General features: G+C 72.8%; 11 protein-coding genes. 9 read left to right on the top strand and 2 right to left on the bottom strand.

From position 1 onward, the window contains the following. Positions 1-12: 12 nt before the first annotated feature. Positions 13-705 carry a polysaccharide deacetylase family protein gene (locus MWM08_RS09400; protein WP_244459176.1) on the bottom strand — a complete coding sequence of 231 codons (693 nt, stop codon included), beginning with the start codon at positions 703-705 and terminating at the stop codon, positions 13-15. Between the two features lie 103 nt (positions 706-808). Here MWM08_RS09400 and MWM08_RS09395 point away from each other — a divergent pair, with 103 nt between their 5' ends. The 4 genes from MWM08_RS09395 to MWM08_RS09380 all read left to right on the top strand — a co-directional run bounded on the left by MWM08_RS09395 (position 809) and on the right by MWM08_RS09380 (position 4927). Continuing rightward, positions 809-1531 (top strand): GntR family transcriptional regulator, encoded by a 723-nt coding sequence (locus tag MWM08_RS09395; RefSeq protein ID WP_244459175.1) that lies wholly within the window; start codon positions 809-811, stop codon positions 1529-1531. A 39-nt stretch (positions 1532-1570) separates the two neighbouring features. Next, entirely contained in the window at positions 1571-2614 is a 1044-nt protein-coding gene (locus MWM08_RS09390) for a uroporphyrinogen decarboxylase family protein (RefSeq protein ID WP_244459174.1), read from the top strand. A gap of 97 nt (positions 2615-2711) precedes the next feature. After that, complete coding sequence (locus MWM08_RS09385) at positions 2712-3878, top strand: acyl-CoA dehydrogenase family protein (RefSeq protein ID WP_244459173.1); 1167 nt, start codon at positions 2712-2714, stop codon at positions 3876-3878. Positions 3879-3994: 116 nt separating this feature from the next. After that, positions 3995-4927, top strand: coding sequence for a calcium-binding protein (locus MWM08_RS09380; protein ID WP_244459172.1), 933 nt, complete (start codon positions 3995-3997; stop codon positions 4925-4927). Positions 4928-4966: 39 nt separating this feature from the next. On the opposite strand, the gene MWM08_RS09375 is transcribed toward MWM08_RS09380, so the two are convergent. After that, entirely contained in the window at positions 4967-6910 is a 1944-nt protein-coding gene (locus MWM08_RS09375; RefSeq protein ID WP_244459171.1) for a class I SAM-dependent methyltransferase, read from the bottom strand. Between the two features lie 94 nt (positions 6911-7004). Between MWM08_RS09375 and MWM08_RS09370 the strand changes: the two genes are divergently transcribed. The 5 genes from MWM08_RS09370 (at position 7005) to MWM08_RS09345 (ending at position 12689) form a co-directional block, all read left to right on the top strand. Continuing rightward, positions 7005-7769, top strand: a complete 765-nt coding sequence (locus MWM08_RS09370; RefSeq protein ID WP_244459170.1) for a response regulator transcription factor — start codon at positions 7005-7007, stop codon at positions 7767-7769. A 62-nt stretch (positions 7770-7831) separates the two neighbouring features. Then, a complete protein-coding gene (locus MWM08_RS09365) occupies positions 7832-8557 on the top strand; it encodes a calcium-binding protein (protein ID WP_279323240.1) in 726 nt (241 codons plus the stop codon). Between the two features lie 91 nt (positions 8558-8648). After that, a complete protein-coding gene (locus MWM08_RS09355) occupies positions 8649-10742 on the top strand; it encodes a glycosyltransferase family 2 protein (RefSeq protein ID WP_244459169.1) in 2094 nt (697 codons plus the stop codon). Continuing rightward, positions 10739-12031 carry a glycosyltransferase gene (locus MWM08_RS09350; RefSeq protein ID WP_244459168.1) on the top strand — a complete coding sequence of 431 codons (1293 nt, stop codon included), beginning with the start codon at positions 10739-10741 and terminating at the stop codon, positions 12029-12031. Before MWM08_RS09355 ends, MWM08_RS09350 begins: the two co-directional genes overlap by 4 nt. Continuing rightward, on the top strand, positions 11994-12689 hold the full coding sequence (locus MWM08_RS09345) for a hypothetical protein (RefSeq protein WP_244459167.1): 696 nt from the start codon (positions 11994-11996) through the stop codon (positions 12687-12689). The genes MWM08_RS09350 and MWM08_RS09345 overlap by 38 nt, the downstream gene beginning before the upstream one ends. The last annotated feature ends 2 nt before the right edge of the window (positions 12690-12691 follow it).

Genomic DNA, 12691 nt, shown 5'->3' with positions numbered 1-12691 from the left:
CGGCGTCGTTCGTCAGGCTGCGGGGCGGGCCCGCGGCGGGTCAAGCGGTGCGGCGACGATCGCATCGAGGCCCGGCCCGGCGATGCCGCGGCGCATCGGCACGCACTGCGCCGGGAAATCCTGCCGGAAGGTCGCGCCGTGATCGGCCAGCCGGCCCAGCACGGAATCGAGGTGCCGCAGGGCACCGCCGGCGATGTCGTGCAGCACCAGCACGGGTTCGGCTTCATCGAGGCATTGCGCGATGGCGCGGTCCGGCCAACCATCGGCATCCCGCCAGTCGCCCGGCACGGCGGACCACAGCACGACGGTCCAGGCTCCGGTGGCAAGGTGGTCGCGCGCCTCGATGCTCAACAGATGCGGGCCGAGCCGTCCGCCGCCGCCCATCGGACGGAACAGTCGGTCCGGATGCGCGAGGTCGCCGATCAGCGCGTCGGTCCGCGCGATCTCGGCCGCCGCATGCCCCCGGTCGGTCCGGTCGCCGAGCGGCGTGCCGTGCGTGAAGGTGTGGTTGCCGATCCAGTGCCCCTCGGCATGCGCGCGTTCGGCCAGAGCCCGGGCGCCCGGCGCAGCGAGCCGCGCGCCCACCACGAAGAAGGTCGCGCGGATGGCGCGCCGCCGCAGCACGTCCAGCACCGCCGGCGTGACCTCGGGGTCGGGGCCGTTGTCGAAGGTCAACGTGACGGATGGGGCGGCGGCTGGGCGCATGGGCACCTGCGTGGATGCCGCTTCTTTTACCGACAAAATGGGCCGGTCAAGTGATTTTGTCGGGGTTGCCGTCGCGCGGCGCCTGCCGCATCTTCCGCCCGCCATGACCGCCCTGCCCGGCATCGCCGGTTCCCCCGACACCCAGGCCACCGCGGCCTATCGCCGGCTGCGGGCGGAGATTCTGGAAGGCCGCCTCGCGCCCGGGCAGCGGCTGAAGGTGCAGGACCTGGCGGCGCTCTGCGGCGCAGGGCCGACCCCGGTGCGCGAGGCGCTGGCGCAGCTCGCGGCCGAGGGGCTCGCACGGCGCATTGAACAGCGCGGCTTCCGCGTGGCCGATGCCGACCCGGCGGGCTTCGCCGGCCTGATCCGCAGCCGCTGCATCGCCGAATCCGCCGCGCTGCGCGAAGCCATCGCGCAGGGCGACGCCGCCTGGGAAGACGCGGTCGCGGCGGCCGAACGGCGCCTGTCGCGCCTGCCGCGCTCGCTCGACCCTGCACGCTACGTCACCAACCCCGCCTGGGAGGCGGCGCATCGCGGCTTCCACCAGGCGCTGCTCGCCGCCTGCGGCGCCGCGCCGCTACTGCGCTTCTGCGACCGGTTGCGCGAGGAAGCCGAACGCTACCGCGCCATCGCCAATGCCATCGCCTGGCCGGGGCGCGACGTGGCGGCCGAACATGCCGCGATCGCCGAGGCCGCACTCGACCGTGATGCCGACCGCGCGGCCGCGTTGCTCGCCGACCACCTTGGCGCCACCGGGGATTTCGTGCGCCTCGCACTCGAACGCCGGGTCGCCGCACCCACGTCACGGCGCATCGCCGCCGCATAGACCGCCGGCACGACCGCCCGGCCAAGGACAGGAAACGCCATGCCCGAGACACCTTCCCTGCTGCCCACCACCGTCGTCGGCAGCTACCCGCAGCCCGACTGGCTGGTCGACCGCGCCATCCTGACCAAGAACAACGTGGTGCCGCGCGTGCGGCTCAAGGAGATCTGGCGCGTGGCGGAGGATGCGCTCGAGCAGGCGCAGGACGACGCGACGCTGATCGCCATCCGCGACATGGAGCGCGCGGGCATCGACATCATCACCGATGGCGAGATGCGGCGCGAAAGCTATTCGAACCGCTTCGCGCTCGCGCTCGATGGCGTGGACGTGGACAACCCCGCCATCGTCAGCGGCCGGATGGGCAAGCCCACGCCGGTGCCGCGCGTGACCGGGCCGATCCGCCGCCGCCACGCGGTCGAACAGCGCGACGTGGAATTCCTGCGCGCCAATACCGACCGGCGCATCAAGATCACGCTGCCCGGCCCCTTCACCATGTCGATGCAGGCGCATGACGAGCACTACGGCGACGACGAGGCCTTCGCCATGGCCTATGCCGAGGTCGTGGCCGAGGAAGCGCGCGACCTGGTCGCCGCGGGCGCGGACGTGATCCAGTTGGACGAACCCTGGCTGCAGGCACGCCCCGAGCAGGCCAAGCGCTACGGCGTGAAGGCGATCAACCGCGCGCTGGAAGGCGTGGGCGGCACCACGGTCGTGCACCTGTGCTTCGGCTATGCGGCGCTCGTCTCCGACAAGCCCTCGGGCTACTCCTTCCTGCCGCAGCTCGCGGATAGTACCGCGGTGCAGATCTCGATCGAGGCGGCGCAGCCGAAGCTCGACCTCGGGATGCTCAAGGAACTGTCGAACAAGACCATCATGCTGGGCGTGCTCGACCTTGGCACGAACGAGGTCGAGACCGCCGAGACGGTCGCCGCCCGCCTGCGCGAGGGCCTGCGCCACGTGCCCGCCGAACGCCTGGTGGCGGCACCGGATTGCGGCATGAAGTACCTGCCGCGTGCGCGCGCCTTCGCCAAGCTGAAGGCGCTGGCCGATGGTGCCGCCATCGTGCGGCGCGAACTGGCGGGCTGACGGAGCCTGCACCGCACGTCGCTTCGCAGCGACGTGCGGCGCCCTTGCGGCGCGCCGGGGCACGGACGATCCTCCCGCCGCTGCACGGGAGGATCGCATGGACTTCGGCCTGTCGCCGGAACAGGAGGCCATCGTCGAGGGTGTCGCGGCCATCTGCCGCCGCTTCGGCGACGACTACTGGCGCGCCTGCGACGACGAGGCGCGCTTTCCGCGCGACTTCCACCGCGCAATGGCCGAGGCCGGCTTCCTCGGCATCACCATGCCGGAAGCCTTCGGCGGTGCGGGCCTCGGCGTCACGGAAGCCGCGCTGATGATGCACACCGTGGCGCGCCATGGCGGGGGCATGGCCGCGGCGTCCTCCATCCATATCAACATGTTCGGCCCGCACCCGATCGTCGTGCACGGCACGCCGGAGCAGCAGGCGCGCTGGATCCCTCCCCTGGTCGCCGGCACCGACCAGGCATGCTTCGGCGTGACGGAACCCAATGCCGGCCTCGACACCACCTCGATCACCACCTTTGCGACAAGGGTCCCCGGCGGCTACCGGGTGAACGGGCGCAAGATGTGGACCTCGACCGGGCAGGTGGCGAACAAGATCCTGCTGCTCGCGCGCACCACGAAGAAGGAGGAAGCGCGCCGGCCGACCGAGGGCATCACGCTGTTCTACACCGAGCTCGACCGCAGCAAGGTCGACGTGAAGCGCATCCCGAAGATGGGCCGCGCGGCGGTCGATTCGAACATGACCTTCATCGACGACCTGTTCGTGCCCGAGGAAGACCGCATCGGGGAGGAAGGCCGCGGCTTCTCCTACATCCTCGACAGCCTCAATCCCGAACGCATCCTGCTCGCGGCCGAGGCCGTCGCGATCGGCCAGGATGCGCTGGACCGCGCCGCGCGCTACGGGCGCGACCGCGTGGTGTTCGGCCGGCCCATCGGCCAGAACCAGGCGATCCAGCACCCGCTCGCCGAATGCTGGACGGCGCTGGAATCCGCCTGGCTGATGGTGATGAAGGCGGCCTGGCTCTACGACAACGGCAAGCCCTGCGGGGCCGAGGCGAATGCCGCAAAGCTGCTGGGCGGGCGCGCCGGCCACAACGCGTGCCTGCAGGCAGTGCTGACCCATGGCGGCATGGGCTACGCCAAGGAATACGTGGTCGAGCGCCTGCTGCGCGAGGTGCTGATCTGCCGCATCGCGCCGGTGTCGGAGCAACTGGTGCTGTCCTTCATCGCGGAGCGCGTGCTCGGCCAGCCGAAGTCCTACTGAGGCGGCGGGGCGCCTCACGACACGCGCAATGCGTGTAAAATGACACAAAATACCACTTATACGTGTATCTCGAGGTCGCTACGGTCCCGTTCCATGCGACAGCTGGAGCACCCTGCATGACCTACACCATCGGCCTCGGCCTTCTCGGCAACGCGACGCAGTGGGTGCTGCCCGGCATATCCACGGGCCTGCTGCCCAACCAGCCCATCATCCCATCGCCGCCCGTCGCGGGCGCGATCACCGAGACTCTCGCCGCGCCGCCGGTCACTGTTCTCGCCTTCGGCGGCCAGGTGCAGATCACCACCGGTCCCGGCGGCGTACTGGTGGACGTGCTGGGCGCCTGGAACAGCGTGAAGAACGGCACCTTCACCTCGGCCGAGGCGCAGAACGTCACGATGTCGGGCTTCGTGCACGCCGATGTCTCGCTCGGCGGCGGCGGGGATTCCTCGGTCCTGCTGCTGGGTGCGAAACGCGGCAATGTCGCGACGGCGGAAGGCGACGACGTGGTGAACATCCAGGTCGCCACCAACGTCTTCGGGTGGGTGAACGAATTCCGCGTGCGCACCGGCGCCGGGGATGACTTCGTCACGGTCGGCGCGCTCGACATCGCCGCGGCCGCCGCCGTCGATGCGACCTTCGCGTCCACCGCCAACCGCGCCGGCGCCTTCACCGGCACCGACGCGGGCACGCTGGCCTTCGTGAAGCTGGGCGCGGGCGACGACAAGTTCGTGGGCCTTGGCCTCAGCCGGGACGAGGTCTCGGGCGGGTCGGGCGATGACCTGCTGTTTGCCGGCAAGGGCGATGACCTGCTGAGCGGCGGCTCGGGCGAGGATGTCTTCCTGTTCGCGCGCGGCGACGGTGACGACCGCATCGAGGATTTCACCAGCGGCGAGGACCGCCTCATCCTGCAGGGCTTCGGCATCGACGAGATCCTGGCGGTGTTGGATGCGGCCGTGCTGCAGGATGGCGGTACGCTGCTGACCTATGATGGCGGGTCCGTCTTCCTCGAGGACATCACCACCCCGTTGTCGCTCAGCGACATCCTGTAGGCGCGCCTGGGCGGCGGGCCGGTCCCGCCGCCCGGCACCTCACCGGCGACGCCGCAGCACCACCAGATCCCGCAGGCCGGACAGCGCGGCCTGATCCACACGCAACACCTCGAAGGCGGTACCCCAGGCGGTGCGCAGATGCGCCTCGCTCCGAATGGCGCGCCGCCCGGGCGGGGCCTCGGGCAGCACCACCAGGCCCTGGCGCAGCCACGCCAGCAGGCGCGCCGTGCCACCTTCCCCGCCCAGCAGGGCCAGCGCGCCCGGCATCCCGGCCACAACCAGCGCGCCCGGCGTCAGCACGCGCGCCAGGGCCGCGACCAGCGCCGCCTCCCCTGCGGCCTCCCACACATCGAGGCCCTCCAGCGCCACCACCAGCCGTGCCGCGCCAAGCGGCGTCGCTTCGAGCAACGCCAACGCGTCGGCCGGGACGTCGAGGCGCGGCACCAAAGCCGCCAGGCTGAGCCCGGTCGCCACGCGGAGCCCCTCCGCCGCCGCCAGCCCGTCGAGCACCGGCGCAAGCGCGCCCTCCGGCGCCTGGCCGGGCACCGCACGGCCCTCCACCGGGGCCCAGGCCGCGCCATCCGCGCCGCACAGCCGCAACGACGCGCCACGCGCCGGCAACTCGCCGTCGATCCGGAAGCGATGGAAGGGGCGCAAGCCGCCCGGCGCCAGCCCCAGCGCCGCGCCGAGCGCATCCTCCGCGGCCCCGGTCGGCACCAACGGTACCTGCGCGCCGGCCAGCACGAGATGCGGCGGGCGGTCCGGCGGCACGGCCCGCGGCGGGATCGCCCAGGCCACGCCCTCGACCGCACCATCCGGCTGCCAGGCGAGACTGTCGATCCGCCAGAACCCGCGCTGCACCGCCTCGATCCGCCAGGCGCGCGCGAGTTCCTCCGCCGGGTCGGCCAGCAGCACGCGCGGGCGCGCCAGCAGCGGGAGGTCCTCGTCGCCCGCCAGCACGTGCAGGTCGCGAACCTCGCGCCCCAGCAGGTGGGCCGGCAGGTCGATCGCGAAATCGGCGCCCTCGCGCGCGGTACTCCGCGCCACGACCTCCCCGCCGACCCGCAGGCACAGCGGCGCCGGCGCACCATCGGCTTCGCGCGCCCAGCCGCGGATGGCGCCGCCGGAGAGCCCCGTGACGGCACCGCGCGCACCACCGGCGCGCACGACGCCGCGCCGGCGCGCCACCACGAGGTCCTGGTATTCGAAGGGCGGCTCGCCGCGCGGGCACCAGGCGCCCGGCCGCCATTCGGCGTCGAACCCGGCAGCGTCGAGCAGCGCCAGGATCTCCGCCGCGTCATAGGCCACGGCATCCTCCGGCACCGCCGGGTCGGCGATCTGCGCGATGCCGTGCGCCACCGGGAAGGTCCGGTCGCTGCGCCCCGCCTGCATCGCCGCGCGGGCCTGGGTGTCGAGCAGGAAGAAGGTCGCGACCAGCTGGCCGCCGGGCCGGCACAGCCGCGCGGCCTCGGCCAGGTAGCGCGCGGTGGCGTCGGGCAGCAGGTGCGTGAACAGGGAGAAGGCGACGACGCGGTCGAAGCGTTCCTCCCAGGGCAGCAGCACAGCCCGCGCGGCCGGGATGCGCCCGCGCGGATTGGCGTAGCTGTTGCGGATATCGGCATGGTGGAAGCGGAAGCGCGGGTCCGCCTCGGCGATGTTGCGGCGGCACCAGGCGACCGCCTCCGCCGCCGCATCCATGCCGAGGTAGCGCCCCCGCGCTTCGAGCCGCGCGGCCAGCGGCAGCGCCAGCCGCCCCCAGCCGCACCCGATGTCGAGAATGCTGTGGTCCGGCGCGATGCCGGCACTCTCCTCGAGCGCGGCGCGCAGCAGCAGACCGGTCTGCAGGAAGTCCCGCACGGTGGCCGAGCCGACGCGACGGATGGCGGTCGCGTCGGGCAACGGAAAGCCGGGCGCGGCCAGGAAGGCCAGGGCCGCGGGCGTGTTCAGCAGCGCGGCATGGCGCTCGGCCAGGGAGATCGTCATGCGTGCATCATTGATCTGTGAATCCCGTCATTCGTGTTTAGTTTGATAGATATTCTCTTAATGGTTGTGTCTGTAGTTGAGAACACACGCAACCATGCTCAGCCGATCCCCACCCGCCCCGCGCCTTTTCCTTCTGGCCACGCGGCAGTTGCGTGCGCGCCTGGTTGCGGATGGGCTGGCGCGCCGAGGCGTGGCCGTCGAGGTGGCCCCATCGCTCGACACCCTGGTCGCGGCGGCGGCGGCGGGCCTGCCCGACGCGGTCCTGCTGGTGCCCGAAAGCCTGGCAGGGCCGAACGGCATCGCCGCGATCCGCCGCCTGCGGGCGGCGTCGGCGACGCCCTGCGTCGTCGTCGCCACCCCCGAGGACACCGCGGCCGACCGGGTCGAGGCGCTGGATTGCGGCGCCGACGAGGTCCTGCACGGCGGAATACCCGTGGCCGAGGCGATCGCCCGCATCCGCGCCACCCTGCGGCGCGCACGGCCCATGGCGGCGCCCGTCGCGGAAGCCGCCGTGGTGGGGCCCTGGCGCCTGCATGCGGCGGGCCGGCGCCTCGCTGCACCAGGCGGGCCCGCGCAGCGCCTGACCAGCGCGGAGTTCGACCTGGTCGCGGTGCTGGCCGCCGCGCAGGGCGCCGCGGTCGACCGGGAGGTGATCAGCCGCCAGGTGTTCCGCCGCCCCTGGCGGCCGGACGACCGTGCGGTCGACAGCCTGGTCAAGCGCCTGCGCCGCAAGATGCCGACCGATGCGATCCATTCGGTCCGGGGCGTGGGGTATGCGCTGACCGTCGCCATCGATGCCGCCCCGTCGCCTGTGGAAAATTGTGCACTGCACGCGATTAGATCTGCCGCACTGCGATAGACTACCTATAGTTGTCTCACTAACGAGACCTCAACCATCAGACGTTACAGGAGGCACGAATCATGGCCGATTTCGCGACCCTTCCCGGCGGGCTTCTGTTCGGCGGAAACGACGCCGACCTGATCGATGCCGACATCGACATCCCCGGGTCGTTCGACAACCTGATCGCGTCCTTCGGCGGGAGCGACACGGTGCGCTCCGGCAGCGGCGACGACCTGGTCTTCGCCGGCAAGGGCACGGACGTGGTCCTGGCCGGGTCCGGCGACGACATCGTGTTCGGCGACGACGGCGACGACCTGCTGAACGGCGAGTCCGGCGACGACGTGCTCGATGGCGGCAAGGGCGACGACCTGCTGAACGGTGGCGATGGCAAGGACCGCCTGCTGGGCGGCGACGGCAAGGACACGCTGGCGGGTGGCGCGGGCGACGACTGGCTGGCGGGCGGCAAGAGCGACGACGTGCTGGCCGGCGGTGCCGGCAAGGACACGCTCGCGGGCGGGACCGGCGACGACACCCTGACCGGCGGCGCGGCGGAGGACACCTTCTTCTTCGAAAGCGGCTTCGGCCGCGACGTGGTGCTCGACTTCCGTCCCGGCGACGACGTTATCGCCATCAAGTCCAACATCAACGGCACGGGCATCACCAGTACCGGGCAGCTCGCCGACCGTATCTCGAGCGACGACACCGGCGCGGTGATCGACCTGGGCGGCGGCGACCAGATCAAGCTGGTCGGCGTTTCAAGCGAAGACCTGATCGACAACCTCTCCAGCTACTTCCGCATCGTCTGAGGGGCCCCTGGACGCGGAACTCACCATCGCCGTGCCGCCAGGGAAGGTCATTGGCCTTCCCTGGCCTTCGGCATGCGCGGCGCCGCGCGTGATGGCGACCGCCGACGGCTTGCTGCTGGCCGACATCGCCTTCGACGCGCCGCTGCCCGACGGCGCGGCGCACCTCTGCATCGGCGCCGACGCGCTCCGCCCGCCAAGCGGCTCGGTCCAGCTCGGGACCGCCGCCGGGCGCCGCTTGGTCCATGCCGCAAGGTTGCGCGGCCCGGTCGTTGCCGGCACAGCGACGGTGCTGCGCCTCGGCCGCACGGACGCCGCGGCCTTCGCCTGGCCGCTGGCCTGCACACCGCCGGACTTCGCCGCGGGCTTCCCGCCTGACACCCATGCCACGCTTCTCCGCTTCCTGGCCGGCACCTGCGCGCGGATGCTGCGCGCAGCGAATGACACCGGGCTCGCGACGCTCTGCCTGGCCTTGGCTGCACCGGGGGGCGAGGCGCGGCGGATCGCCAACCCCACCGGGGCGCTCTCCGCCTGGCGGGTGCCGCCGGCGCCCGACGGGGCCTGGACCCTGGTCTCGGCCAGCGCCATCCGGCGCCTGGATCCGCCGCGCGGTGGCGTGCTGCTGATCGATGGCGCGGTACCGCCCGGCGCCGTGCTGCTGCCGCCCACGCCGCTGCCGCCGCTGCGCCTGGTGGCAGGCGGCGCGCAGGCATCGCTGTCGCGGCGCGTGCGGGAGGCTTGGTCGGGGCGCGGCTCCACGCCGTCTCCGATCGCGGCGCTGGCCGCGCGCGCCGCGCAGGACGCGCAGGCCAGCGCGCTGCTGCGGGAGGCTCAACTTCTCGCCCCCGCGCGCCCGACACGGCTCGACGACCCGGCACGGCCGGTCGGCGCTGGCCTGGACCTCGCGCTGTCGGACCATGCCGGCGGCGTCTTCGCATGCGGCTGGCTACGCGACCCGCTGGGCCTGGTTGCCGGGCTTTCGCTGCGCGGGCCAGGCCTGGTGCGCGACATTCCCCACAGCGCGCTGCATCGCGTGCCGCGGCCGGATCTCGACGGGCGCTTCGCGCGCGCGCCGCTCGGCGGCGCCGGCCCGCAGCCGGGCTTCCTGGCGTACCTGCCGGAGTGTGACCCGGCACGCACGGCACAATGGCGCCTCACGGTGCGCCTGACCGGCGGCGAGGAGATCGAGGTCGCCGCCCCGCCCGGCCTGATGCCGCCGGCCATGGCACGCGACCTGGTGCTGCGCGCGGCGCATCCCGCGGCGGTGACGCCAGCGCTGCTGGATGAGTGTATTGGCCCGGTCGCCTCGCGGCTGCACCAGGCTGCACTGCGCGAGGCCTCCGGCGCGCCCGCCGTCATCGCCTCCGGCACGGCGCTGGGGCGCCCGACCGCAAGCCTGATCGTCCCACTCTATCGCAACCTCCGCTTCCTGCGCTTCCAGCTCGCCGCCTTCGCCCGCGATGCCGAACTACGGCGCGCTGACTTGATCTACGTGCTCGACAGCCCCGAGCAGCGGGCCGAGGTCGAGCACCTGTTGCGCGGCATGGCGGCGATGCTCGACCTGCCGCTGCGCCTGGTGGTGATGCGGCGCAACGCCGGCTATGCGGCGGCGTGCAATGCGGGCGCGGCGGTCGCGCGCGCGCCCATGCTGCTGTTCCTGAATTCCGATGTGCTGCCGGATGCCCCGGGCTGGCTCGGGCGGATGCGCGCGCGGCTCGGGCGCGACCGGCGCATCGCCGCGGTCGGCCCGAAGCTGATCTTCGATGGCGGCACCATCCAGCATGCCGGGTTGCTGTTCCGCCGCGGCGAGGACGGGCTGTGGCTCAACGACCACTACTGCAAGGGCTTCCCGCGCCACCACCCGGATGCGCAGCACGCACGCCGCGTGCCCGGCGTGACCGGCGCGGCGCTGCTGGTCCGCCGCGCGGCCTTCGAGGCGGCTGGCGGCTTCTGCACCGACTACATCGTCGGCGACTTCGAGGATTCCGACCTGTGCCTGAAGCTGCGCGCGGCGGGCCACGCGATCGCCTACGAACCCGCGGCCGAGTTGTTCCATTTCGAACGCCAGTCCATCGCGCTGCATGACGGGCATGCGCGCACGCTGGCCGGCTTGCTGAACCGCCGCCTGCACCACGCCCGCTGGGATGGCGCGATCGCCGCGCTGATGGCGCGCTTCCCGGACGCATGAGCGCCATGCGCGTCCTGTTCCTCACCCACAACCACCCCGCGCTGCAGCCCGGCGGCACCGAGGCCTTCGCGCATGGCCTGTTCCGCGCGCTGCGCGACGTGCACGGCATCGAGGGGTTGTTCCTCGCCGGCACCACCGCGCAGCTGCGCGAACGCCGCCCGGGCACGTTGCTGCAGGCGGCGGGCGATGCGCCGGACGAGATGCTGGTCTCGCTCGACCATTTCGACCGCTTCTACCTCTCGCAGGGCGATGTGTATGGCCTCGCGGCGCTGGGGCCGATGATCGACCGCCTCGCGCCCGACGTCGTGCACCTGCACCACCCGCTGCTGTGGGGCATGGAGGGCATCGACTGGATCCGCCGCGCCGCGCCGCGCGCCGCCCTGGTCGCCACGCTGCATGACTACTTCGCGCTGTGCCCGCGCGAGGGCCAGTTGCTCACGACGGACGGCCGGCTGTGCCACGGCCCCGCGCCCGATGCCTGCCGCCGCTGCTTCCCCGACCGCCACGGCAGCGACTTCACGCTGCGCGGCCTCGGCATCCGCAGCGCCTTCGCCGCCTTCGACGCGCTGCTGGCGCCAAGCGACTTCCTGCGCGGACGCTTTGCCGCGGCGGGCTGGGATGCATCACGCATCGCGCTGATGCGCAACGCGATCGCCGCCGCCACGCCGGCGCCGCATCGGACCGCACCGGATGGACGGCGCGACCGGTTCGCGGTGTTCGGCAACGTCAACCGATTCAAGGGCACGCTGGTCGCGCTCGCGGCGTCGGCGCGTCTTTCGAAGGACGGCATCGCGCATGGCCTCGCGATCCATGGGGGTACGGCCTGGCAGTCGGAGGCCTTCCTCGCCGAATTCGCCGCGGCCCTCGCCGCCGCGCCGGATGCTGCGCATCACGGCGGCTACGCGCCGGCGGATGTCAGCCGCCGCATCGCCGCCGCCGACTGGGTCGTGGTGCCCTCCATCTGGTGGGAGAACGCCCCACTCGTGATCCTCGAGGCGTTCCGCCACCGCCGCCCGGTGATCTGCGGCGATGGGGGCGGCATGGCCGAAGCGGTGCGCGATGGCATCGACGGGCTGCACGCACCGATCGGCGACGTGGCCGCCCTCGCGGCCGTCATGCGCCGCGCCGCCGAAACACCCGGCCTGTGGGAGTGCTTGGTGGCGGGCATCCGCCCGCCGCCGGATTTCCCTGCCGCCGCGGCCGAACACCTCGCGCTCTATCGCGCACTCGCTCCAGGAAGGAGGACCCGCCGTGGCGACCGACACCGCGCCCGCGCTGCAACGGCCTGACGCCCCGCCCGCCCCGGCCCCGGACATCCGTGGCCTGGTCGACAACGCGACGCCCGACCGGCTCTACGGCTGGGCCTGGAACGCCGCCGCGCCGGCTGAACGCGTCGCGATCGAGGCGCGGCTCGGCGCCACGACCGTGCACGCCACCCGCGCCGACCTTGCACGGCCCGACCTTGCCAAGGCCGGCGTCGGCGATGGCTGCCACGCCTTCGAGATCCCGCTCGAGCCGGAATGGATCCGCCGGCGTTCGGAGCTGAGCATCGTCGCGCGCAGTGCCGACGGCACCGAAACGCCGGTGCCAGTGCGGGTTCGTCGCGCCACAGGCGATGCCGACGACGCCGGGCTGCCGCGCATGCTCGACGCCATCGTTGCCGGCCAGCGCCGCCTGCACGAGGACCTGCGCGCGATCGCCGCGCGCCTGCCCGATCCCGGTGGCCAGACGGCGCTCGCCAGCCTCGTGCAGTCGCATCGCGACCTGCAGGAAAGGCTCGACGTGCTGGCGCTGTGGCTCACAAGGCTCGATGAACGGCTCGCAACGCTGCCGGTGGCGACCGAGCCCGCGCCGGTGCGCGGCAGCGGCTGGACCATCCTGCTGGGTGGCGTGCTCGGCACGCTGGGCGCGGCCGCGCTGCTGCTCGCGATGCGGCTCGGGGGCTGAAC

It is taken from the genome of Roseomonas fluvialis (assembly GCF_022846615.1).
GTDB lineage: Bacteria > Pseudomonadota > Alphaproteobacteria > Acetobacterales > Acetobacteraceae > Neoroseomonas > Neoroseomonas fluvialis.
The sequence above is the reverse complement of the archived record's forward strand: the minus strand, read 5'-3'. Positions and strand labels throughout refer to the sequence as shown.